Here is a 25,122-nt window from a genome sequence, read left to right as displayed (position 1 = left end):
CCTCCACTACTATGAAATAATTAGCCCCATTCTTTATTACTCTTTAAAACTAAAAACAGTACGAATAAACCTGACATGATAGTAAACACATCAGAAGCTTGCACTCCCTGTTCACCTTTTTCTTCTTTCTTGTCTTTCGGTTCTTCTTTTTGTTCTTTCTTTTTAGAGGCAACTTGTTTGTTATTTTTCTCTTTTTGGTCCTTCCCCTTATGTACTTCCTTGTTGTCTTCGAACGGCTCTTTTATAACGTAAGTAAATTCCTCTTTCTCTTTCAACGGTTCTTTTATAAACTTATTTACTATCTCATCTTGCTTCGGAATTTGAACAACTGGCAAATTTTCTTCTGGAAGCGGGTTTTTGACTTTCGAATCTTCTTGTTTCTCATTTTCTTTCTTATCTTCTAATTCATTTTCTAGTTTATTATCTAATTTTTCTTCTTTTTCTTTCTCTTCTATCTTTTTATCATCTTCGTTTTTTGGCACCAAAACAGAAATGGTATATTCACTTTCCTCAACAAGTTTATTACCTGCTGCATCTATTATCTCTACAAGTAATTCGTATGGCCCAGCCGGCAATGCTTCTGTTATTTCAAATACTTTTTGCCAATCCATATCATGCTTGTTGTAGTCTAATAAAAAGGAAAGCTCTTTATTTTCTTTCCCTTTTAATGTAACGCGCACTTCTTTTACAACCGATTCTATATCTGACGCTTTTACTCGTATATGTATAGAATCTCCCTGTTTTCGTTCAACTAAGTTCTCTTTTACTTCATCAATAGTAACTTTCTGTAACTTTGGCAATTCTTTATCTATAGTTGGCGTTTCATTTTTAATACGAATGAGCGGGACTTTCACTTCATTTTTTATGAGCTCTTCTTTCTCATTCTCTTTGTAACTTTGAACGAGCTGAAGATTCCAATCACCTTGCAAATCAAAATCCCCTGCTTTATAGTTAGCAACCCAGCTCTTCGTTCCTTCATCATACTCAAAAGATAACATTCTTTCTTGCGCATATTGCTCGCCATTTTTTTGTAACTGCAATATACCTTTCATACTTTGAATGTTTTTCCCATTTGGTTCTACAGCAATTCGCACCTCTTCGCCAACTTTAAGCTCCAGCTTATTTACTGTAATAATTCCCTGTTCTGTTTCTATCTTTCTTTCACTCAATTGTTTATTTGCTACTTCTTGTTGTTCTGCTTCTTTTTGTTTCTCTTCTTTTTGTTTCTCTTCTTTTTGTTTCTCTTCATCTTGTTTCGTTTCCACTTGCTCTGGCGGTTCTTGAGATTCCTTATTTTCTTCTTGTACATTCACTTCATTTATTTTTTGATCTGGCTCAATTTGTTCCTCAGCCTGACTTTGCAAGGGGAAGAACAAGCACACATGTATGCATAGCCAACTCATTAGAAAAAACTTTACGTTTTTCATCTACTAGTTCAAACTCCTATTTCAATGCCTTATAGTGATTTCGTCACTTTTACTCCGAAAAATCCATCTACATTTACAAGTTCACCATACGCCACTAATACATCATTTACATAAATACGAATTGGTTCATCAATATCCTCATCTAGTACAACTGCTTCATTTTCTTGTAAACTTAATATATCTTGAATCGTTTTCACTGTACTTCCAAATACAAATTTCACGTTCATTTCTACATTTTGTAGAATGGACGTGTCCATATATACTGGTTCCATTTGTTTTACTTCTTTAAATTCAATAGGTTGCACAACTGGTTCTACAATTTTTTCTTCTTCAATTTCTTCTGTGGCAATCTCTTCTTCTTCCACCATTGGATACAGAAGTCGCCTTACCATTTCTTTCGCTTCAGAAATTGGCAAAATTTGATACATTTTCGATTGAAGCAGATCACCAATTTCAAGATTGAACGTAATTTGAACGAGTTCGTCCACTTCCATTGACTCTCCCAAATACTCCATTTCTTCTTTTAACGTTACAAATTTAACATTTGGCGGCGTCATGTCCATTTTTTCTTGGAACATTTCTGACATCGCCGTAGCAGCGTGACCCATCATTTGGTTCATTATTTCTTTAATACCGCTCAGTTCTAATTCAGTAAGCTCTTTTTCCGGATCAACTTCACCTGTTCCCATCATCATTAAATCTACCATTGTTAAGGCGACATCTTTCGTAAATACGAATACATTCTCATTCTTTAGCCCTTCAACAAAGTCAACATTTAAAATAACAAATGGCACTGGTACTCCATCATAATGACGAACATTGATTGCTTCCACATTTGGTGTACTAATTGTAACTGGCTGATTTAAAAGCGTTGACAATACTGTTGAAGCGGAACCAATTGAAATATTTGCAATTTCACCAAGCACATCTTTCTCTTCTTGTGTTAAATGCTCTTTTTCAACTTCTTCTACAATCTCAGTTTCCACTACTTCTGCTGGCTCGTCTTTTTCTTCTACTCCACCAGATAATTGCATTAATTTATTTACCATTTGTTTCGCATGCTCAACTGAAACAATTTGTACAAGTTTAGAGTTTACAAGATTATCTATCTTTAAATCAAACGACACTTTAACAATCGTATGATTCCCATCGATTTCAGAGATTTTCTCCATTTCTTCTGATAACTTTACAACATTAATCGTCGGCGGAGACATATCTACTGTATCTTGGAAGAATTCAGACATAGATGTAGCTGCGAATCCCATCATTTGATTCATCGCTTCTTGTACAGCACTTAGTTCTAATTCACCAAGTTCTTTTCCATCCTCCACTTCACCTGTTCCCATCATCATTAAATCAGCAATGGACAATGCAACATCTTGTTTAAGAACAAGAAGATTTTCCATATCTAATCCTTTTGTAAAATGAATGTTTAATACAACATGTGGAACTTCGACATCTCTTGAATCATATAAATCTACCAACTCTATGCGAGGAGCAGTAATGCTTACTTGCCTATTTAAAATCGTTGATAATACAGTCGAAGCTGAACCAAATGATATATTTGCAATTTCGCCAAGAATATCGCATTCTTGAGGCGTTAAATGCTCATTTTCTTTTTCTAGCACAATCGTGCTCGTATCCCCTTTTGTGTGTTGCTCAGGCATTTTCCCTGCCTCCTCATTTCTGTTTTTCTATCAAATAATATAAACTCTCATTTGATTTTAGCAAACTTATTATATAAAACGTTAATATGTATGTATTCCCATTATTAGATTAGTAACGATTAGCCAAAAAGCTCCCCAATTGTATACAAGTGGGGAGCTTTCCTTCATTCCTATTATAAACCTTCTGGGTTTAAAATGAGGACCACTCGTCCATCACCGAGAATCGTCGCACCAGAGAAATAGTTAGAACTCTCTGCAAAGAAGTCACCTAATGACTTTAAGACTATTTCTCTTTGACCGATAATTGTGTTTACAATAAGTCCATAGCTGCGATGTGTATTACGAACAATTAACACAGGAACCATTTGACCATCATATGACGCAAACGCCTCATCTACTGTTTTTTCACCAAATACAGTACTTAAATGTTTCACTTCAATAATTTGATTACGATAATTTAACACATCTTTTCCTTGTAAGGATTGGATGTCTTCTCTCTTAATTCGAATTGCTTCAACGATATTTCCAAGAGGTAAAGCATAACGCTTATCATTCGTTTGAACAAGCATAGATTGAATAATAGATAACGTTAATGGAAGTTCAATTCTAAATGTACTTCCCTTTCCTTCCTCAGAATCAATAATTAAATGTCCACCTAAACTATGAATCGTATGTTTTACAACATCTAATCCGACACCGCGTCCAGAAAGATCTGATACAACTTCAGCTGTACTAAATCCCGGTTGGAAAATAAGATCAAACACTTCACGATCTGTTAATCTATTCGCATCCGCTTCAGTTACAACGCCATTTTTAATCGCTTTTTCTAATACTTTCCCTTTATTAATACCGTTTCCATCATCCGTAATTTGAATAACGACATGATTTCCACTATGAAAGGCTTCTAATTTAATCGTACCTGTCTCATTTTTACCTGCATCACGTCGTTTTTCAACAGTTTCAACACCGTGATCGATTGCATTTCGAATTAAATGAACGAGCGGATCGCCGATTTCATCAATAACAATTTTATCTACTTCAGTATCTTCACCTGTAATTTGTAAATCGATTTTTTTCCCTAAATCTTTCGCTAACATACGTACCATACGCGGGAAACGATTGAACACAGTTTCAATCGGCACCATACGCATATTTAATAGTACATTTTGAATATCTTTTGAAATATCGCCTAATCGATTTAAATGTTCAATTAGCTCCTTGTTTTGAATTATTTGAGCCAATTCATCAATGCGCCCACGTTCAATTACACTTTCTTCAAACATATTCATTAATCTTTCGATTTTCTCTAATTGAACACGAATTGAACGATTCTCCACTTTAGCATTTTTCGTTTTTGTAGTACTTTTAGCTGGCATAGTACTTGAAGGTTGATTCGTTGCCTCTATCGGTGATTTTACTTGCGTAACCACAGCAGGTTGTAGCTTTTCTTCTACTTGCACAACTTCTTGTGTCACGACTTTTTTAGAAGCTACTTCCTTCGATATAGGTTCTCCTTGCTTTACTTCCACTTTCTCAATTTCAGAAACATGAAGTACTACTTGTTTCAACTCTTCTATACTACAATCCGTATCCATAAATACTGTAAATTCAAATCCGAAAGCATCTGCTTCAATTTCTTCAATACTCGGAGCTGTTTTTTGTATATTCCCTACATTTTGCAATGCTTCAATACACATAATGGCACGTACTGCTTTTAAAATCGCTTGCTGTTCAACTGTTATATGCACTTCATGCGAAACTCCATCATCGGTGTCTATATGATTTTGCTCTATATGTTCCGTAGGAGTTTCTACATTACCGTTCAATAATGCTTCTAATTTCTGTTTAGTTGAGGCTACATCAATATTGCCCATTCCACCTTGTTGCACATCTGCAACCATCTTCTCCAAATTATCAATGCACTCAAAAATCACATCAATAATATCCGCATTTACAACTATATTTCCATGACGAATTTCATCTAACACATTTTCCATCTTATGCGTTAAATCAGCCATTTCCGTAAATTCCATGCTCGCAGACATACCTTTGAATGTATGAGCGGATCGGAATATTTCTCCTACAACATCCATATCAGCAGGATTTTGTTCTAACACTAGCACATTTTCATTTAGCGACTGTAAATGTTCTTCTGACTCTTCGAAAAATATATTTAATAGATCTGTTTGCATTTTTATCCCCTACCTGTCTAACAAACATTTCATTTATGTATAACAATTTAGTGTTTTACAATGAGAAAAAAGGGGGCCACACGTCGATCCGCTATCACTGTTTTGATTCCTTGTGGCACCCCTTCTATATTAACTATTTGCTACTTTTGTTAAAGCTTCAATTACACGATCCGCTTGGAATGGCTTTACAATAAAGTCTTTTGCCCCGCCCTTAATTGCATCTAATACCATACCTTGTTGTCCCATTGCAGAACAAATAACAACCTTTGCACTTGAATCAATTTTAATAATTTCTTTTAATGCTTCAAGCCCGTCCATTTCTGGCATAGTAATATCTAATGTTACAATATCAGGTTGAAGTTCTTTATACTTTTGAATTGCTTCTATCCCATTCTCTGCTTCGCCGATAACTTCAAATTCAGCATTACTTTTTAATAAGTTTTTAATCATCGTTCGCATAAACATCGCATCGTCTACTACTAAAATTTTATGTGCCATTCTTTTTAATTCTCTCCTTCTATGTATAAATATATCTTAATATTTCACCTTATCATTCTCACTCATTATACAAAATAAAATGATAAAATTTAATATTTTTTTAAAAGAATTTTCGTATTTTTATTATTTTATTATTAAAATAATAATATACTACTCTTTTATATAAATAACAACGCGACGGTTTTTTTCCCAGTTTTGCGGTGAATCATTTGGTACAATTGGCTTTGTGTCTGCATATCCTACTGCAGCTAGCCTTTTATCATCCACATTATACACTTCAATTAAATGGTGAATCATATTTGCCGCTCGTGCTGAAGATAACTCCCAATTAGAAGGGAATTTCTCGTTATGAATAGGTCTACTATCTGTATGTCCCTCTACAACAATTGGGTTAGGTACGGATTGAAAAAATCCAACTAATTGACTTATTATCCCTTTCGCTTCGGGCTTAACGTTCGCATCGCCTGTATCAAATATTAAATTATCTACTATAACGACGCTTACCCCTGTATCCTCTCGATATACATTCACTTGACTAATACCGTTATTATCTACATACGCTTTCAACTTCTTATATAATTCATCCATTCTCTTTTTTGAAATCATTTTTTCATCATTTTTTTCATGTGAAATATCTGGTATTGTATTTTCCATTACTTTTGCATCTACTTGCCCCGTATCACTAAACTTTTCAAGCATCTTTGACAATTTTACTGCATCTTGCTTTGATGTAGCAACTAGTAATACGAAGAAAGTTAATAATAACATCGTTAAATCTGTAAAAGTCGTCATCCAACGAGGCGATCCCTTTTGCGGTCCTTTACTCATCATACCACTCCTTGAAATATTAGGCTGCTCCTTTTACCTTTTTTACCTTTGTTTCGTATACGTATGTATCCAGTTTCAACTTTAATTTAGAAGGGATTTGTCCGCGATACAATTCTGAAATTGCTTCTATTACAAACTTTTTCTCTGTATATAAATCTTCAATACCACGGTATACTTTTTCCGACAGAGGGATTGCAATCATATTCGCAAGTACAGACCCATATAATGTCGTTAACATCGCAACTGCCATCCCTGTACCAATTTGCGATGTATCTTGTAAGTTTTGGAGCATAATGATAAGACCGATTAACGTACCAATCATTCCCCAAGCTGGAGCAAAATCACCAATTTTATCTAATAATGCCGCTCCTTTTCTTAACTCATACACTTCCGTTTCAATATCTTTCAATAACACTTCTTTTAATTCATCTTCATCGTAACCGCTTAACATTAATCGAATTCCTTTTTGAATAAAAGGATTGTCTACTTGCTCTCCATCAACCTCTAAAGAAAGCAAGCCGTTCTTTTTAGACTTTTTCGAAAAATCAACAAACAAATTCGTTAACTGTTCTAAATCTTCTTCTCTTCTATGTAAAACAGTGAAAATACTTTTCGTATATTTTTTTATTTCTCCAAATCGATATGCCACAACAATTGTCGCTGTTGTTCCCCCTATGACAATTAAAATAGATGAAATATCTAAAAAGTTTTTGAAAGCTTTTATTCCACCGCCGCCAAGCATAATCGCCGCTATCACTATGATGAAACCTACTATAATGCCCACTGGGCTAGAAATATCAAACTTCCTTTTTCTTCTTTGTGGTCTAGCTAATACTTGATTTTTTTCTCCCATATTTCTGCCCTTTCCTTTCCATTTTCATATAACATTTTTTTATTTTAATAATACGTTTTCACATATAACATGTATTATACGCTTATCATCTGTTTATCGCAATATACTCATGAAATTGACACATTTCATTTCTATATTAGAATTATGATATAAAAACATGAGGAGGCTCACGATGGAACACAACATTTTACAAGTCATTGCATTAGCAGAAAAACTAAAATATGAAATGCGACATAGCTGGCTTTCCAACGGGCGTCAAGAAAGTGTTGCCGAACATACATGGCGTATGTCTCTAATGGCCATTTTAGTTGAACCTTATTTGGATCAAAAAGTAAATATTGAGAAATTACTTAAAATGGTTATTATTCACGACCTAGTCGAAGCCGAAGCTGGTGATATCCCTGCATTTGATACGATGAATAGTCACGAATTACAGCTACAAAAACAAAAAAATGAACTAGAAGCTATTTTAAATATTAAACAAACGTTAACAGGTTCTCTCGGTGAGGAATTATATGACTTATGGATGGAGTTTGAAGCAAAAGAAACGTACGAAGCAAAAGTTGCTAATGCACTCGATAAACTTGAGGTGAAAATCCAGCATAACGAAGCTGATATTGATACGTGGCTACCAATTGAACATAAAATGACATTCCAAGTAGCAAAGCATACAAACTTTGATTCTTTCCTATCTAAATTACAAAAAATTATTGAACAAGATGGAGAAAAGAAGTTAATTGCTGCCGGCATTGATGTTGGGGCATGCAAGCAATAATGAAATAAGACACTCAACAAGAGTGTCTTATTTCATTATTGTTGATATAGCCTGCTTATAAATAAGCTGTTGTTTTCCATCCACTAAAATTAAAACTGTAAATTTATCTACTCCAACAACTTCTCCTACTATTCTAACGCCACTCTTTAAGAAAATTGTAACTGTACCTTTTTCTTCTTTTATTTGTTTATACAATTCTTCCTGTAAATGTTCCAATTACTGTCCTCTCCTTTCTGTGAAACATCTTAATATAAAAAACTATAAATTTTTTATTTATGCACTTTGTCTTTTATATTCATAAACTTATTAATTAGTATATCTAAATCACGACTAAATAACAAAACTTTATCATGATCCAATCCGTGTCTCGCAACAAGTTGAATTAATTCTTTCTTTTTGTTTTCTATTTTATTTTGTAATTGTCCCATCTCCATCTCTATACTAAAACTCCCTTTTCCCATAATATTACTTGTAAAATTATAGTACATATTCTCTCATAAAAAAATAAAAAAATGGTTTTTTTTACAATTTTTTATTTTTCTATGCCTAAATTACGAATCATGTAAAGGTTTATTTACAAATCACTAACATACAATCCTAATGAATCTACAGGCATTTGTCTAATTATAAATGAGACTGGCTCGTTTTCTATACAAAAAACATACTGTATATAGTAGTCCATGAACCATATAGATTAACTTACTAAAAAGGAGGAAAACATATGAGTTATGGTGGAAGTTGCGCTGGTTTCGGCGGTGGATTTGCTTTGCTTATCGTACTATTCATCCTTCTAATCATCATCGGATGTAGCTGTTGGGGTGGCGGCGGATACGGATATTAATATATCCTATCCTTGACAAATGAACTAAAAACTATAGAAAAACAGCTCATATTTGAGCTGTTTTTTTCATACTTTCGTATGAATTTATATCCCTCTTATTTGCGATTTCAACTAGCAACATATTGTTTACTATGGAATAAGAAACATTTTTACTAAGGGGGATTACAATGATTAGAGGTCTTTACGAAGCACATTTACCTGTCCGCAACTTAAAAGTATCAATACCTTTCTATGAATCACTAGGGCTAAAATTATATAAAAGAGGAGATAATATTGCTTTCTTTTGGATTAAAGAAAATGAGAGTTGGCTCGGCCTTTGGGAAGGCACAGAATACAAAGTGAATTATCACCCCTCTTTACGACATATCGCCTTTCAAGTAAGTTTACATGATTTAGAAGATGCGATTCATTGGCTAAATCAAAAAGGAATTTCAGCACGAAAAGACTTTGGAATGGAACCAATTGAACCGATTGTTTTTCCGGAATTAGCACATGCAGCCGTATACTTTAACGACCCTGATGGAAATAGTTTAGAATTGATTGCACAATTACCTGTTGGACTTCCTACAGCGGAAAAAGTGTATTTGAGTGAGTGGAAAGAACAAATTCAAACATCGTCATTACATAAGGAATAATCTATTTATGTCCGTTTCTTATTCCACACTTCTTAAAACAAATAAAAACTTCAATAAACTATTTTATGGGCAAACATTAAGTGTACTTGGGGATTGGTTCCATACGGTAGCTTTATTAACATTTGTCTACAGCATAACGGAATCGCCGTTTATAATCGCACTTACTTTTATAAGTAAAGGTTTACCACAGCTTCTTCTTAGTCCATTCATAGGCGGAATTGTAGATCGTTTCTCTAAAAAGAATATTATGATTTTTACCGATATTACACGGGGAATTCTAGTCCTTACATACTTACTCGCAGGCTATAAAATTGAGATTATTTTCATTGCTAATATATGTTTATCTGTACTTGCTTGTTTATTTGAACCGGCTAAACAAGCAACCCTAAAAAATATCGTACACCAAAATCATTTCGTAACTGCTAACTCTCTTTCTAGTACAATTAATGGTTTTATGTCTATTATGGGGGCCTCTTTGGGCGGAGTAATTGCACAATCTTTACATATTGAGTTCGCTTTTTTAGTAAATAGCCTATCATACTTTCTTTCAGCCTATTTTATTTATAATATGAGTATTCCTGCTCATGATACTTGTAACAAGAACAATGCATTTTTCACTGATATAAAAGGTGGTTATACATACATATTACAAACAAAAATCATTTTAACATTAATTCTTGTCGGCATTTCATGGGGGATTATTGGAGGCGCTTATCAACTACTTCTAACAATCTATGCCAGAAAAATTTTCCATACGAACATTGGGATTTTATATACGGTTCAAGGGGCTGGACTTATGATAGGAAGCCTTCTCGTTAATCTTTATATATCCCATAATAAAGAAAAAATGAAAAAAGTATTCGGTTGGGCCTACTTATTACAAGGAATTTTCTTTCTCGGATTCATTCTATCCGATCAACTTATTATCGGTATCATTACTTTATTCTGTATGCGTATAGCAGGAGGAATCATCGTTCCACTTGATACGACATTACTTCAAACTTACACACACGAAAATATGATAGGTAAAGTTTTTTCATTCCATTATTCTATTTACGGATCTCTTATTCAGTTATCGATGTTTTTTACAGGAGGGCTGTTAGAAATTCTTTCTCCTCAAATGATTGGCAGTTTATTAGCTATATGTTGTATTTTTGTAAGTTTTATATGGCTGTTTTTATTTTATCGCGGGGAATTTAATGAAGAATCTCCTTCTACTTAATAGCATGTTTATAAACATGCTATTTTTATTTATGTCGAAATACAGAGGAAAAAGACGATTTATTTTCCTTACGTTCTAATTTTTTAGAATGTACAATAAATTTAGATTATAAGAAAAGGGGTGCCATAATGTTTGACGATAGACTTACTATTTCAGCTGAGCAGCAGAAGCTCATTTCCAATGCAACTCGCATTCAAATTCTTCACCTTTTAAAAGATGAAGCACTTACTGCAAAACAAGTTGCTACTAAACTAAATAAATCTGCTGGAAGCGTACATTATCACGTTCAAATTTTATATGATGGAGGGTTGCTTGAATTAGTAGAAACGAAGGAAAAACGAGGGATTATTGAAAAATATTATAAAGCAAAAGCTGCTCATTTCTATATTGAAGAAAGCGGCACAGAAGGAACGAATACAGGTAGTCATATTGTATCTCATTTATTTTTAACTCCAGAGGAATTACAACAGCTTACTTGGGAGATTACACAAGTTTTATTACGCTGGGAAAACAAAACCGCTCGTCAATCAAACTCTGAAGAGGAATACGCTATTTCCTGCAGGATTAAAAAACAATGAAAGAAAGGGCCATTTATTCATGAAAAATAAATTATTATTATTGTCGGGAACAGGAATTTCTCGTTTAGGTGATTTTATGTATCTCATCGCTCTAAACTTAATGGTGTTAAATAGCACAAACTCACCTGCTGCTGTAGCAGGATTATGGATTGTTGGTCCAATCGCCACTGTTGTTACAAAAATATGGTCTGGTAGTATAGTAGATCGATTAAACAAACGGTCCATTATGCTCATCACAGATATAATTCGAGCAGCTCTCATTGGCTGTATTCCATTATTTGATTCTATTTGGGCCATTTATATGTTCATCTTTTTAACTCGCATCGCTACATCATTTTTTGATCCAGCTTCATTTACTTATAAAACAATGCTCATACGAGCTGAAGAGCGCGCTCAATTTAATGCATGGAATAGCCTATGTACAAACGGGGCTTTTATTATCGGTCCAGCTCTTGCTGGAATACTTCTCACCACATACTCAGCAGCCTTTGTTATTTACTGCAACTCACTTTCATTTCTACTTTCTACCATTCTCATTTACTTCTTGCCAAACATTACATTACAAACAAAGCAAAACGAAGAAGTTGCAAATACTTTTGTACAAACATTACGAAGTGATTGGAAACAAGTTTTTTCGTTCGCTCGAACAGAAACGTACATTATTCTCATATTCGTTTTATTTCAAGCGACTATGCTTGTTTCTATGGCACTCGATTCACAAGAAGTTGTTTTTACGAGGCAAGTACTGTTTTTAACCGATATAGAATACAGTATGCTTGTTAGTATAACTGGCGCTGCTTACGTTTCCGGTTCATTTCTCGTCTCTCTCTTTGCCAAACGATTACCAATTCAACATTGTATCGGATTAGGTATGATTTTCACAGCAATAGGCTATGTAATTTTCGCCTTTTCAAATTCATTTATAGTCGCAGCAGGTGGTTTCATTTTACTTGGTATTTCTTCATCATTTGCTGGTACTGGCTTTATAACATTTTATCAAAATAACATCCCTATATATATGATAGGACGTATCGATAGCGTGTTTGATTCCATAAAAAATTTCATCCAAATCTTTTTCGTTTTAGCAATTGGGGCATCCGCACAATTTCTTTCCGTTCAATTTACTGTAATAAGTAGCTCGTTACTCATTCTTTTCCTTTCCTGTTTATTAGCAATCCGGGTAATGACTCCTTCACGAGAAAAATACTTTAAAACTACAGGATCATCATTAGAATATTAAATGCCACATAAAAAGCCGCTATTTGCCGTGCAGTAAGCCTCCCACTGATTAAAGTTTCACTTTATGTTAAAATATTTATTAAATTTGATTATGTAGGGGGGCTATTTTGGAAATTATATTCATTTTCATATGTATTATATTAGTAGCTTCTATTTTACAAACAAGTACAGGTTTTGGCTTTTCTATTATGGCAACACCTTTCTTACTCATGTTATTTCTACCACAAGAAGCTATACAAATAAATATCATTTTATCATTAATTATTTCCATATCACTCATTTGGAAAATAAGAATAGACATTGATTTTATACTACTGAAAAGATTAATTTTCGGAAGTATAGTTGGTGTTCCTTTTGGCATTTTCATTTTCACTTCCATTAACATCAACACTTTTAAATTAGCAATTAGCATCCTGCTTTTACTATTAACGTTGATGCTAATATGCAACTTTAAGATTAAATCAACAAAATCTAGAGATTTCTTAGTGGGCGGATTATCCGGTCTTTTAACGACAAGTATCGGTATGCCAGGACCACCCCTGTTACTTTACTTTACAGGAACTGATACGAAAAAAGAGAAATTGAGAGCAACTACTTTAGCTTTTTATCTATTTATATATTTCATTAGCCTACTAACTCAAATACTCTTTACTGGCACAAACAAAACAATTTGGGAATCAAGTTTTTACGCTATTCCAATCGTATTTCTAGGTTTGTATATAGGGCAAATTATTTTCAAATGGCTTAATAAACGAATTTTCAAAATATTTACGTACATCCTTTTAAGTTGCACGGGTATGTATCTTCTTATTGAAAGTTTGCATTTATTATAAGTAAGTTTTTCAAAATACAAAATCATAAATAAAATACTAACCAAATGATAAAAAGCGGCTATTATGCCGCTTTTTATTTTCACATTAAATATTTTAAAACTAGAAGCCCAGCTATCGCTATTACAAACACATTGAAAAAAATCATCCAACTTTTTTCGAAATCTTTATATCTCTCTTCTTTCACTCCACATTGTTTTAGCTTTCCAATTAAAACTGTTAATTCTTGATTATACTCTTTACTTCCTAATTGTATATAATTGTTATTTATTTTAATTCCATATACATTTTTCATTTTTTTATGTTGCGAAACTGCTTGAATTGAGTTTACTAATACACTGTATTCATTTAACTTTTTAAAATAACAATCTAACGCTATAATTTGTAACATTGTATTAGTTAAAACAATGTAATAATAAAATGTAGCACCTGTGGTTAATATATTAGGTATAACTTTAGAATTTACAAGACTTCCTTCTTCCACTAATATTTCACATTGTATTTCCTCTCCTTCTTGCAACTCTTTCCGAACTGATTCTTCCAACATTTGCACCGTTAATTTCTTCAATAACTCCCCGTTTTTCACATAATACTTATCTATATTGATAGACTCATTTGCTTCTTTCTCTAAACGTGTAATTTCTTCCTCTGAATATTGGAGCTCATTCAACATCGATAATAATCTTTTATCCATATTACACACTCCCTTTCCACAGTTTTTGAAGTTTTTTCTTCCCACGAGAAATTCGATTGTATATATAATCCGCCGTTACTTTTAATTCTTTTGCAATATCGTCAATGGAATACCCATCAATATACCTCTTTAAAAAGATATATCGATCTTTCTTATTTAAATCTTGAACAATTTTCATAATCTCTTCTTCTTGTTCTATTTCATACCTATCATGGACACTTGTATCTAGTTCTACGTCCTTATCGATTTTATTCTCTTTATATACTTTCTTTTTATATTCCAATGCCTTCAATTTAGTAATACCAATCATCCAAGATTTTAAGTTTCCCTTTTCTGTATCAAATTGGTCGATATTAAACCAAATGACAGTAAATACATCGTTATAACAATCATCCACATATTGTTTTTCAGTAGAGGTACTTAATGATTTATGAATAATGTACAAAATTAATTTTCCATATTGATCAATCACTTCTTTCAAAGCATCTTGATCATGTTTTTTCATAGCTATAATTAAATCCTCTTCAGAATCGAAAATCATATGCATCTTCCTTCCTCAGTTCCCCTTTAGCAGCTGCCTTTACTTACTATTGGTATTTCATTCTCATTTTCTATCACTTTTGTAAAAAATTATTAATTTTTACTTATATATATGATAACAAACGAAATACCTAAGATCAGAAAGAATAGACAACTTTCTGATCTTAGGTATTTCTCCTTTCAAAAAAGGCAAACCCGCATTCAGGTTTGCCCTTTTACTCACTTCTTATTTAATCCTTTTTCACTTAAAAACTCTTTCATATGCATTCTTTTTTCTTTAGACATAAACGAACTCATTGATTCCGTCCATGTTACGCTTTTCTTGTTTGATGATCTTTCTTTGTAATACGAGTTCATCGTTTCATCATATTCATTTAATAATTCATCATATTTCTTTTCATCATATCCATTTTCATGAAGAACCGCTGCTACCGGTAAGCGTGGTTTAACTCCATGTTCTTCATCTGGTACACCGACTGTCATTCCGAATACAGGATATACTTTATCTGGTAAATGAAGCAATTCGCTCACTTCTCTCGGATTATTACGAATACCACCAATATAACAAATACCGTATCCTAATGACTCTGCTGCTAACGCTAAGTTTTGCGCAAAAAGTGAAGCATCTACCGTCGCAACGATAAAGTCTTCCACCCCTTCATGCTTTATCTCTGTACCATGTTTTTCACATGCAATTTCAAGTCGTTTTAAATCTGCACAACAAACAAAGAATGCTGCGCAGTCTTTCACATGGCGATTTCCGGATAACTCTGCTAATTTAGCCTTTAATTCCTGATTTGTTACATATATGACAGAATACGCCTGTACAAAATGTGATGAAGCCGCATGCTGTGCAGCGTGCACCATTTTTTCTACTACATCTTTCGGAATTGATTCTTCTTTATATTTACGAACTGAAACGTGTTGCTCTATCTTATGTATTATCTCATTCATGAAAATCACTCCTTTTTCTCTTCATAATGAAAAATTAACACATCTTTTTCAATATTCACAACTTATAAGCACAAAAAGAGCAATTCTTTTTGAATTGCTCTTTTTTTAAAACGTCTATGAATACGGTAAATGAAATTATATTAACGGTAATTTAAATGAAATTTTTTCTTGTCTTATTACGCCGTTTTCAAGACTTTAATACCTTTTACGATATTCCAAATGAAGTAGTAAATTCCTACAAGAATGAACACTGTATATGTGATAATCATTCCAATTCCAGCACCGTCAGATTGATTGAAACCTAAACCGTACATTCCTGATACTGCTAGTCCTCCAAATAAGATTGCGTATGGGAAAACATGTGACCAAAATGCTTTTTTCGCGTGATACTTCACTTCATCTTCTGCAACAAAGTACACGATAATTGGTAGTAAAAATGGTGCAAAAAAGATACTAAAGTAACATAACGAAGATAAAATATTATTTCCTTTCATCCGATTCACCTCTAAATAGTTTTTGTTACTTTCATTATGTCAGGAAATCATTCTAGAAACTATCGCTTTACCTTTCACTAACGTGACATATTTGTAAGATTTTCCTCAAATTAAATCCCGTCTGAAGTTTCAGACGGGATCACTTTCACTATATTCGATTCATAAACCAATACTGTGTAATGGCTAAATATTCTCGTACATTCGATGGAATGATGATTGGTTTCGGTGTTTTTGCCGGAAGACCTTCTAATTGTAAACCTTGTTTGGCAGCTATTTTTTTCGCTCTAAACATATGAAAATCGTTTGTTACGATCATACCTTTTTTCATATCGGCTGGAATTAACGGTTTTGAGAATGTAATATTCTCATCTGTACTCGTAGATTTGTCCTCCATTATAATACGGTCTTCTGCGATGTTTTGTTTTATTAGTCCTTGTTTCATTGCTAATGCTTCTGAAATGTCTTCACCTTTTCCTTGTCCTCCAGATACGATAGCGATTGTTTTCTCATGTGATTTTAAATATTCAGCTGCTTTATCAATACGATATTGCAATGAATAAGATGGTTTCGTTCCATTTACTTTCGATCCTAGTACAATTATGTACTCAGCATCGTCACTTGCATTCATATGTCCATGCTTATAAATGTGATATTGTAAAAACCCCGCATATACGGCGCAAATCATTATAACAACTAAAATACACTTTATTATTTTCTTCTTTCTCATACTCATATACTCCTATTTTCTTTTACTTCCTTCATGATAATATCCATTTATTTGTTTGTATACAGACAAATTCCAATAAACCCTAAATTATCCTCTGAAAGGTAATATTTATATTACTTTCGGGAATAGTAAGTACAACTTTACACCAAGGAGTGTCTCTATTGCTTCTCTTTTTATGTAACGTGTCGTTCTTTTTCATCTTATTTTTACTATCGCTTAAGTTACTCGGTAAATCCGCGTTAGCACAACTAACTCCTCATGATTTTGGGGCTATAATCTTTTTATCTTATTTAGCTTTCCAGGCCATACCCGTCTCTGGTGCTTTACAAGCATTTCTCGGTATGGTTGTTATTACATGTTTACATTTACTCCTTACAAAATTAAGCCTATTCAACAAACTAAATCGTTTTATTCTCGGACACCCTATCATTTTAATTAAACATGGTGATATTATTTTTGAGAACTTACAAAAAAGTAGATATCCCATTGCCGAACTACTTTCTAATCTTCGCGTTGCAGGATATCCGAGTGTTCATGAAATTGAATACGCCATTTTAGAAGCGAACGGAGCTATTAGTATTTTACCAAAAAGAGAACTTGTACCATTAACTCCAAAAGATTTAAACATAGATGTTAAGTATGCTGGATTACCAATTGCACTTATCGTCGATTCACAAATTCAATACGATAACTTAAAGTTAATCCATAAAGATGAAAAATGGTTATATAAAGAATTAAAAGAAAAAGGAATTACAAATATTAAAAACGTTGCTTTCGCTTCTGTTCAAGAAACGGATGGATCTTTTGCGATTAGTTTAAAGGAATAAAAAAATCCCCTTAATTGCTTAAGGGGATTTTCTTCATCATATCGCTTCTTTCTCTCCTGCCATATTTAATGGAACAGGATGTTTCATACGATTCATCGTAAATACGATAATTGCTGTCATTACTTCAGCAACTGGCATAACGAGCCAAATTCCGTTTATCCCAAATAATTTCGGCATAATCCATAACAATGGAATGATAAATAGTAACCCTCGGCTCATTATAATCAGTACTGATTTCTTCGTTTGTCGCACTGATTGGAAGTACTCTCCATACACAATGTTATAGCCTAAAAATACGTATTGAATAAAGAATAAGCTAATACCCGTTAATGTTAACTCCAATAATTCTGGAGATTGGACATCAAATAGACCAATGATATATTTCCCGAAGAATAATCCGACAATTATCGCAATGCCCCCAAGTACAACAGCAATTTTCACAGCAAACTGCAATCCTTCACGCAATCTTTCTGATAAGTTTGCCCCGTAATGGAAACTAGCAATCGGTTGCAATGCAGCACCTACACCGAAGAATAATAGTAATGCCATTGCATGAATACTATTCACCATCGCATAGGAAGCTACTCCTACTTCTCCTGCATATTGGACGAATGCGATATTAAAACCAATCGTTACGATTGCAACCGTACTTTCTGCTGTAAAACTTGGGAAACCAATCACCATAATTTGTTTGACAGTATCCCATTCAAAATGGAATTTCGTCCATTTTAAAATACTACTTTTTCTAAAGAAATGAGTTAATAATACAAGAAAACCAATCGCTGCCGAAAGAATAGTCGCTGAAGCAGCACCTGTTACCCCCCATCCAAAGATAAAAATAAAGATATAGTCAAATACTATATTTAATACAGCCGTTACAACAAGACCTGCCATTGCTAAATTAGGATTTCCATCATTTCGTATAAATGTACTTAAAATATTTTCTAAAACGTATATCATTCCAAATGTTAATAATACGTGTAAATAGTCTAACGCATATGGTAAAATCACTTCATTTGCACCAAATAAGTATGCTAAATCTTCTATTCTCCATAAACAAATAGCCGCTAAAACACCTACGATAACAACTGCTACCGTCATGGATTGAGTAAAAATAGACCTTGCTCTTTCTCGTTTATTTTCACCTAATGCAATGGAATATAACGTTGCCCCGCCCATTCCGATCCATAATGAAATAGAGAAAAAAATCGAAAACGCTGGAATAGCCACGTTTACTCCTGCTAAACCATTCGCCCCAACTCCTCTACTAATCATGACCGCATCAATTACAATATTAACTGACATTAATACCATTCCTAGAACAGCTGGTATTAAATAAGAAATAAATAAACTTTTTATCGGTTTTTCTCTTAATTTTTCTGTTGCTTCCATACTCTAATATGCTCCTTTTTTCAACTCTCTTTCCTCAGTTTAAACCTTCAAGTAACTTGAAGGTCAATAGAGAATTAAAAAATAGGTAACTTAATTATCGCGTTTGATGCTCATTTGTAATTATACGAGTCCTATAACTTATTGCTTTGTTTTTTCATTATAGGAATTTGAATTTCTGTTACTTGCTCCTCTGGATTTTCTGTTACAGACCAATCAATTAATGCAATCTCAATCGAATCTCCGTCTATTTCATATCCTTCTTGATCAATATATTTTATTAATTTCTTATATGTTTCATCAGTTTCTTCATATGGCCCGTGGTGATATACACAGGCAAATATACCTGCTTTAATTTCATCTGAACTATTCACTTGAAAGGGCATGTAATCCAAAAGAATGAAAACACTACTATATGCTTGAAACTCATTTTGCATTAATCCTTTTTTCGCAACAGTTACACCAATATCTCCAGAAAATAAACTATCATCCATTTGCCTCATATTTTTTTGCAACGAATGGATGTAGTACTCAAACATATCATCCGTCGTATTTGGAGCAACCGCAATTGCTGTAATTTTCCGCTGCGGGATCTCTTTAATTACCATTTGTTCAGCTTTTGCTTTTGTTGCTTCCTTAATTAAATGAATTCTATGTTCCATTTTTGCTAAGGCATATTCAATTTCTCTTTGTTTCTTCAGCATCATTTCTTGTTGTTTTTCCAGTAAATTGAGTGCGTATGTTGGATTTCTTTCATCAATATATTTCTTAATTTCCTTTAACGGAATATTTAACTGGCGTAAAAATTTAATCGTATCTAACAGTGAAAATTGATCGATTGTATAATAACGATAATTCGTTTGAGGATCAACAATGGACGGATGAAAAATTCCTTTTTCATCATAATACCTCAATGTAGATTCTGCGATATTATGCATTTTTGCCATTTCTCCAATTGTAAAGCGTTTATTTAATAACATGTTTCCTTCTCCAATTCATTAAAAATATTGCCTTATTTCTTCTTATTATATAGCCATTCCCTTCATACCTAAATCAAATTCCATCATGAAAATCTGCTATTTTTTCATTGATTTTTAATAAATTTTATTATATATTAATTACAGGTTCAAATTACGAGTTCAAAAGAACTTGTAATAAGACCCTTTTGTTTAATGGGTTTTACATATTTTCATTAGGCAAATTCCGAGAAATCGTATGATAAAATTAAAAATGACGAGGAGAGGATCAGATGGAATTCGAATTTTTCTTTCAAATTGCACTTATTTTATTAAGTACAAAGCTTGCTGGTGATCTTAGTGTTAGATTAGGTCAACCTTCTGTACTAGGTAAATTAATTGTCGGTATCGTTATCGGTCCAGCTGTATTAGGTTGGATTGAAAATTCAGAGCTTCTAACTCAATTAAGTAATGTCGGAGTTATTCTTTTAATGTTTATGGCTGGACTTGAAACAGACTTAGAAGAATTAAACGCAAATCGTAATTCTTCTTTAGCAGTTGCACTCGGAGGTATCATTCTTCCATTCGTAGGTGGTTACGTTTCCGGTCTTGTGATGGGAATGGAACAAGGAAACGCTGTATTCTTAGGATTACTTCTATGTGCGACAAGTGTTAGTATTTCCGTACAAACACTTCGTGATTTAGGTAAAATGAAAACACGTGAAAGTACGACGATGCTTGGAGCCGCTGTATTTGATGACATTCTTGTTGTTATTTTATTAGCATTTGCAATGAGCTTCTTAGGTACTGATGATGTTAACTTAACAATGGTTATCTTGAAGAAAGTAGTATTCTTCGCTTCTATTATTTTAATCGGATGGAAAGGTGTTCCTGCGATTATGCGCTGGTTATCACCACTGCGCGTATCTGAGTCTATCGTGAGCGCGGCTCTTATCATCTGTTTCTCATTCGCATATTTCGGCGAATTATTAGGAATTGCTGGTATTATCGGTGCTTTCGCTGCTGGTATTGCAATTTCTCAAACAAACTACAAACATGAAGTAGAAAAGAAAGTAGAACCAATTGCTTACGCTATGTTCGTTCCCGTATTCTTCGTTAGTATCGGTATGAATATTACATTTGACGGTATCGGCAATCAAATTTGGTTCATCTTAGCATTAACTGTTATCGCTGTATTAACGAAATTAATCGGCTGTGGATTCGGTGCTCGAATGACTGGATTTGACGCTAAGTCTTCTGCAATTATCGGTGCTGGAATGGTTTCTCGTGGTGAAGTTGCACTTATCATCGCAGGAACAGGACTTTCTTCAGGTCTATTGGCACAAGATTACTTTACAGCAATCGTTATTGTCGTTATTTTAACTACAATGATTACACCACCAATGTTAAAATACACTTTTGGTGCAAAAGATAAAGCAATGAAAGCAAGTAAATAAATTTACTATAATAAAAGGAGATTGCTATTTTATAAGATAGCAATCTCCTTTTTGTTTTATCTTTAAACAATCCCGTTCTTTTTTAACCATTTTTCAAAAATAATTCGTGCTTCATCATCATCAATATCATTCCCAAATGAATACACCATAATGCCATAATCATCTATATATTTACCTAGCTTCATTCCCTCCACTTTCTTATAAAAATAGTCTGCCTCATAGTGCGGAATATAAGCATCCCAAACTGGTTCATTTATTCTTTTGTACGCCGTCACTTCTAAATCATATCCGTCTTCATAATATCCGATGTGATAATGTTTGTTAGGATCATATTTCTCCATTAAAAGTCCCCTCCTACTAAACAAGAGCGAGCCTTATATTACAGCTCGCTCCTCTCTCTATTTATTAAATACGCTCCATCGCTGTCTTCAACGTTCCAACAACGAAAGCAATCTCTTCACTTGAAATAACAAGAGGCGGCGCTAATGTTAAAACGTTATTATATCCTGCTGTTGTCATACCGTTTCGTCCTATAATTAAGCCCTTTTCTTTACAAGCATTTACAACACTTGCTATTTTATCATTATCAATTGGCTCTTTCGTCTCTTTATCATTTACTAATTCAATCCCAACTAATAGACCTTTTCCTCTAATATTCCCAACAAGTGGATGTTCCCCAATTTCATCTTTTAGTTGCTCTAATAAAAGGGAACCCATTTGTGCAGATCGCTCAATTAAATTTTCATTTTCCATAATCTCTAAATTTTTAAGTGCTAATGCACAAGCTGCTGGATTCCCACCAAATGTATTAATATGGCGGAAAAATTCATATTCTCCTTTACCTTTAAAAGCCTCATATATTTCTTTTTTCACAGCTGTTGCAGATAATGGTAAATATGCGCTCGTAATACCTTTTGCCATTGTAATAATATCTGGCTTCACATCATAATTCATAAATCCGAATGCTTTTCCTGTACGTCCAAAACCGCAAATCACTTCATCACTAATAAGCAAGGCACCGTGTTTTTGACACGTCTCATGAACAGCTTTCATATAGTCTTGTGGTGGCATTAATATGCCCCCGCCTGTAATAATAGGTTCCATAATAAACGCAGCAATTGTTTCACTTAATTCCCACGTCATAACACGATCGACTTCTTTCACACATTCTACATCATAAATATGCTGCCCTTCAATTTCAGGCATACGGTAACAATCCGGTGGTGTTACATGTAAAAAACCTGAAGCAAACGGCTCATATTGATATCTACGCTGCGCTTGTCCCGTCGCTGCCATTGTCGCCATTGTATTCCCGTGATACCCTCGATAACGTGACATAAATTTATAACGATGTGGTTCACCTTTTTGAGCATAGTATTGTCTTGCTATTTTAAAAGCTGTTTCGTTCGCTTCTGAACCACTATTTGAGAAGAAAATAACATACTCTCCCCCAAGCCACTCATTTAACTTTTCAGCAAGCTTTATAGCTGGCTCATGGGATTGTGACATTGGAAAGTATGATAATGTTTGTAATTGCTTATAAGCCGCTTCTGCGAGCTCTTTTCTTCCATATCCACTATTCACACACCAAAGGCCACTCATACCATCTAAATATCTTTTTCCTTGTATATCTTCAACCCAGCACCCTTCAGCTTTTGCCCCTACCATTGTACTATTTGGACTAAAGGGACGCATTCCGTGCCAAACATATTGCTCATCTTTTGCTAATAATTCATCAGTTTGCTTCGTTTTCATCATTACTTCCACCTTCCATAACAACTTATTTTTCACAAAAGCTGCGCTGGTGCCATGATGACTTAAATTTCTCCCTGCTATTTTCATTCCACAAAATTAAGACAAATCCTACTTACAAATCAGTAATATTTACAAGAAAATGACAAAAGAAAAAAGAGCTTTTCTTATCTATCGAAAAGCTCCTCTTTTATTTAATGTGAAGACGCATCGCTAATGCCATGACCAGTATTAGATTTCACGAGAATTTCATCAAATTTCGCTGCATCTTCTTTCTTACTAGATAAAACCGTTCCTAAATATGCTGCAAGAAATCCGAGTGGAATTGAAATAATTCCTGGTGTCGTATATGGGAATAACGCTTCCCCAACAAAAATAGCTTTTCCAGCTACAGGGTTCCAAACATTCGGACTCAACGCTACGAGAACAATTGCTGATACGAGACCTACAATCATACCCGAAATAGCACCCGTTGTATTAAAACGCTTCCAATATATTGTAAATAAAATTACTGGTAGATTTGCACTCGCTGCAACTGCAAATGCTAATGATACTAAAAATGCTACGTTTAATGTTTGGGCAAATAATGCAAGTATGATAGATAGTATCGCTACTCCAATAGATGCATAACGAGCCATGGATACTTGCTCTTTTTCCGTTGATTTTCCTTTACGAATGATTTCATTATAAAAATCATGAGCGAATGCTGATGCTGCTGTTAATACAAGACCTGCCACTACAGCCAAAATCGTTGCAAAAGCAATTGCTGATACGAAAGCAAATAAGAAGTCTCCACCTAACGCTTTGGCTAATAAAGGTGCCGCCATATTACCAGCTGGGTTCGCTTTAATAATCGCTTCATTTCCTACAAACGCTGCCGCACCAAATCCTAAGAAAATCGTCATAATATAAAATGCACCAATTAACCACGTCGCATATACGACAGATTGACGCGCAGTTTTTGCATCACGTACTGTAAAAAAGCGGACAAGTATATGTGGTAATCCAGCTGTACCAAGTACTAGTCCTAAATTTAAAGAAAGTGTATCAAGACCATCCTTATACTTTACACCTGGATTTAAAAATGAATCTTTTAAAGGTGTAGCTGTTTTCATTTGAGCGAACATTTCAGTCACGCTGAAGTTGAATTTTGCGAAAACGATAACAGAAATAATAAACGTACCAGCCATAAGTAATACAGCCTTTACGATTTGTACCCAGCTCGTTGCTGTCATACCTCCAAAAATAACATACACCGTCATAAGTGTTCCAACGATTAATACAGATGTCGTATATTCAATCCCTAATAATAATTTAATAAGTGCACCCGCGCCAACTAATTGTGCAATCATATAAAAGATAGAAATCGTCATCGTATTAAGAGCTGCAACTCCGCGAACTTTTTTCGCATCAAAGCGTGCTGCAATCATATCCGCCAAAGTGTACTTTCCTAAATTTCTAAGCGGTTCTGCAACAAGATACAGTACAACTAAATAAGCAACTAAAAAACCGATACTATAAAAGAATCCATCAAACCCAGTTAATGCGATTGCTCCGGCTATACCAAGAAATGAAGCAGCAGACATGTAATCTCCAGCGATGGCCAGACCATTTTGCCAACCAGTTAATCCCCCTCCGGCTGTATAAAATTCACTCGCATTTTTCGTTTTTTTCGATGCAAAATATGTTATGACGAGCGTACCAAGAACAATAATTAAAAATAGTGCAAATGCAGTAGTATTCAAGT

At 33.9% G+C, this 25,122-nt stretch carries 27 protein-coding genes; 9 read left to right on the top strand and 18 right to left on the bottom strand.

What is annotated here, in order from left to right:
• Positions 1-20: 20 nt before the first annotated feature.
• The 6 genes from H6481_RS05360 to H6481_RS05335 form a co-directional block, all read right to left on the bottom strand.
• Positions 21-1,427 (bottom strand): transglycosylase, encoded by a 1,407-nt coding sequence (locus H6481_RS05360; protein ID WP_182811137.1) that lies wholly within the window; start codon positions 1,425-1,427, stop codon positions 21-23.
• A gap of 29 nt (positions 1,428-1,456) precedes the next feature.
• Complete coding sequence (locus H6481_RS05355; RefSeq protein ID WP_001115016.1) at positions 1,457-3,094, bottom strand: flagellar motor switch protein; 1,638 nt, start codon at positions 3,092-3,094, stop codon at positions 1,457-1,459.
• A 173-nt stretch (positions 3,095-3,267) separates the two neighbouring features.
• Positions 3,268-5,286, bottom strand: a complete 2,019-nt coding sequence (locus H6481_RS05350; RefSeq protein WP_001192617.1) for a chemotaxis protein CheA — start codon at positions 5,284-5,286, stop codon at positions 3,268-3,270.
• A 129-nt stretch (positions 5,287-5,415) separates the two neighbouring features.
• The gene (locus tag H6481_RS05345; protein WP_000940566.1) at positions 5,416-5,784 is read right to left on the bottom strand and encodes a response regulator; all 369 of its coding nucleotides are present in this window, start codon (positions 5,782-5,784) and stop codon (positions 5,416-5,418) included.
• A gap of 150 nt (positions 5,785-5,934) precedes the next feature.
• Positions 5,935-6,612: an OmpA family protein gene (locus H6481_RS05340; RefSeq protein WP_000033627.1), complete on the bottom strand. Its 678-nt coding sequence runs from the start codon at positions 6,610-6,612 to the stop codon at positions 5,935-5,937.
• Between the two features lie 19 nt (positions 6,613-6,631).
• Positions 6,632-7,465, bottom strand: coding sequence for a MotA/TolQ/ExbB proton channel family protein (locus H6481_RS05335; RefSeq protein WP_000504188.1), 834 nt, complete (start codon positions 7,463-7,465; stop codon positions 6,632-6,634).
• Positions 7,466-7,637: 172 nt separating this feature from the next.
• Between H6481_RS05335 and H6481_RS05330 the strand changes: the two genes are divergently transcribed.
• Complete coding sequence (locus H6481_RS05330; protein WP_000400767.1) at positions 7,638-8,240, top strand: HD domain-containing protein; 603 nt, start codon at positions 7,638-7,640, stop codon at positions 8,238-8,240.
• 27 nt (positions 8,241-8,267) lie between these two features.
• Here the strand turns inward: H6481_RS05330 and hfq are convergent, their stop codons facing one another.
• Both hfq and H6481_RS05320 read right to left on the bottom strand, forming a co-directional pair.
• Entirely contained in the window at positions 8,268-8,456 is a 189-nt protein-coding gene (gene hfq / locus H6481_RS05325) for an RNA chaperone Hfq (protein WP_000400665.1), read from the bottom strand.
• Between the two features lie 53 nt (positions 8,457-8,509).
• A complete protein-coding gene (locus H6481_RS05320; RefSeq protein WP_000291691.1) occupies positions 8,510-8,728 on the bottom strand; it encodes an aspartyl-phosphate phosphatase Spo0E family protein in 219 nt (72 codons plus the stop codon).
• Between the two features lie 233 nt (positions 8,729-8,961).
• Here H6481_RS05320 and H6481_RS05315 point away from each other — a divergent pair, with 233 nt between their 5' ends.
• From H6481_RS05315 to H6481_RS05290, 6 genes are all read left to right on the top strand, one after another.
• Entirely contained in the window at positions 8,962-9,081 is a 120-nt protein-coding gene (locus H6481_RS05315) for a YjcZ family sporulation protein (RefSeq protein ID WP_000120179.1), read from the top strand.
• A gap of 167 nt (positions 9,082-9,248) precedes the next feature.
• Positions 9,249-9,716 (top strand): VOC family protein, encoded by a 468-nt coding sequence (locus H6481_RS05310; RefSeq protein ID WP_182811135.1) that lies wholly within the window; start codon positions 9,249-9,251, stop codon positions 9,714-9,716.
• A 7-nt stretch (positions 9,717-9,723) separates the two neighbouring features.
• Positions 9,724-10,938, top strand: a complete 1,215-nt coding sequence (locus H6481_RS05305) for an MFS transporter (RefSeq protein ID WP_098851920.1) — start codon at positions 9,724-9,726, stop codon at positions 10,936-10,938.
• 128 nt (positions 10,939-11,066) lie between these two features.
• Complete coding sequence (locus tag H6481_RS05300; RefSeq protein WP_000459089.1) at positions 11,067-11,516, top strand: winged helix-turn-helix domain-containing protein; 450 nt, start codon at positions 11,067-11,069, stop codon at positions 11,514-11,516.
• A gap of 19 nt (positions 11,517-11,535) precedes the next feature.
• The gene (locus tag H6481_RS05295; RefSeq protein ID WP_000791674.1) at positions 11,536-12,756 is read left to right on the top strand and encodes an MFS transporter; all 1,221 of its coding nucleotides are present in this window, start codon (positions 11,536-11,538) and stop codon (positions 12,754-12,756) included.
• Between the two features lie 106 nt (positions 12,757-12,862).
• Positions 12,863-13,588 (top strand): sulfite exporter TauE/SafE family protein, encoded by a 726-nt coding sequence (locus H6481_RS05290; RefSeq protein WP_182811133.1) that lies wholly within the window; start codon positions 12,863-12,865, stop codon positions 13,586-13,588.
• 79 nt (positions 13,589-13,667) lie between these two features.
• Here H6481_RS05290 and H6481_RS05285 read toward each other — a convergent pair whose 3' ends face one another.
• The 5 genes from H6481_RS05285 to H6481_RS05265 all read right to left on the bottom strand — a co-directional run bounded on the left by H6481_RS05285 (position 13,668) and on the right by H6481_RS05265 (position 16,994).
• Positions 13,668-14,279, bottom strand: a complete 612-nt coding sequence (locus tag H6481_RS05285) for a flagellar motor switch protein FliG (protein ID WP_106822540.1) — start codon at positions 14,277-14,279, stop codon at positions 13,668-13,670.
• Between the two features lies 1 nt (position 14,280).
• Positions 14,281-14,826: a sigma-70 family RNA polymerase sigma factor gene (locus H6481_RS05280; RefSeq protein WP_182811131.1), complete on the bottom strand. Its 546-nt coding sequence runs from the start codon at positions 14,824-14,826 to the stop codon at positions 14,281-14,283.
• A gap of 212 nt (positions 14,827-15,038) precedes the next feature.
• Positions 15,039-15,773, bottom strand: a complete 735-nt coding sequence (gene nfsA / locus H6481_RS05275; RefSeq protein ID WP_001002379.1) for an oxygen-insensitive NADPH nitroreductase — start codon at positions 15,771-15,773, stop codon at positions 15,039-15,041.
• A gap of 176 nt (positions 15,774-15,949) precedes the next feature.
• Positions 15,950-16,267, bottom strand: a complete 318-nt coding sequence (locus tag H6481_RS05270; protein ID WP_063546959.1) for a DUF4870 domain-containing protein — start codon at positions 16,265-16,267, stop codon at positions 15,950-15,952.
• A 148-nt stretch (positions 16,268-16,415) separates the two neighbouring features.
• Complete coding sequence (locus H6481_RS05265) at positions 16,416-16,994, bottom strand: YdcF family protein (protein ID WP_001227657.1); 579 nt, start codon at positions 16,992-16,994, stop codon at positions 16,416-16,418.
• Positions 16,995-17,155: 161 nt separating this feature from the next.
• On the opposite strand from H6481_RS05265, the gene H6481_RS05260 reads away from it, so the two are divergent.
• Entirely contained in the window at positions 17,156-17,821 is a 666-nt protein-coding gene (locus H6481_RS05260; RefSeq protein WP_000923922.1) for a DUF421 domain-containing protein, read from the top strand.
• 36 nt (positions 17,822-17,857) lie between these two features.
• Here the strand turns inward: H6481_RS05260 and H6481_RS05255 are convergent, their stop codons facing one another.
• Both H6481_RS05255 and H6481_RS05250 read right to left on the bottom strand, forming a co-directional pair.
• The gene (locus tag H6481_RS05255; protein WP_000388396.1) at positions 17,858-19,213 is read right to left on the bottom strand and encodes an MATE family efflux transporter; all 1,356 of its coding nucleotides are present in this window, start codon (positions 19,211-19,213) and stop codon (positions 17,858-17,860) included.
• Positions 19,214-19,344: 131 nt separating this feature from the next.
• Complete coding sequence (locus tag H6481_RS05250) at positions 19,345-20,190, bottom strand: MerR family transcriptional regulator (protein WP_000925940.1); 846 nt, start codon at positions 20,188-20,190, stop codon at positions 19,345-19,347.
• A 269-nt stretch (positions 20,191-20,459) separates the two neighbouring features.
• Between H6481_RS05250 and H6481_RS05245 the strand changes: the two genes are divergently transcribed.
• Positions 20,460-21,623 (top strand): cation:proton antiporter, encoded by a 1,164-nt coding sequence (locus H6481_RS05245; RefSeq protein WP_000393901.1) that lies wholly within the window; start codon positions 20,460-20,462, stop codon positions 21,621-21,623.
• Positions 21,624-21,685: 62 nt separating this feature from the next.
• On the opposite strand, the gene H6481_RS05240 is transcribed toward H6481_RS05245, so the two are convergent.
• The 3 genes from H6481_RS05240 to H6481_RS05230 form a co-directional block, all read right to left on the bottom strand.
• Complete coding sequence (locus tag H6481_RS05240) at positions 21,686-21,964, bottom strand: DUF3986 family protein (RefSeq protein ID WP_182811129.1); 279 nt, start codon at positions 21,962-21,964, stop codon at positions 21,686-21,688.
• Between the two features lie 64 nt (positions 21,965-22,028).
• Entirely contained in the window at positions 22,029-23,378 is a 1,350-nt protein-coding gene (locus H6481_RS05235) for an aspartate aminotransferase family protein (protein ID WP_000850962.1), read from the bottom strand.
• 191 nt (positions 23,379-23,569) lie between these two features.
• The gene (locus H6481_RS05230) at positions 23,570-25,120 is read right to left on the bottom strand and encodes a sodium/solute symporter (protein WP_001098239.1); all 1,551 of its coding nucleotides are present in this window, start codon (positions 25,118-25,120) and stop codon (positions 23,570-23,572) included.
• Positions 25,121-25,122: the final 2 nt, after the last annotated feature.

This window comes from Bacillus sp. ME78 (assembly GCF_903970865.1).
Classification (GTDB): Bacteria; Bacillota; Bacilli; order Bacillales; family Bacillaceae_G; genus Bacillus_A; species Bacillus_A cereus.
The sequence above is the reverse complement of the archived record's forward strand: the minus strand, read 5'-3'. Positions and strand labels throughout refer to the sequence as shown.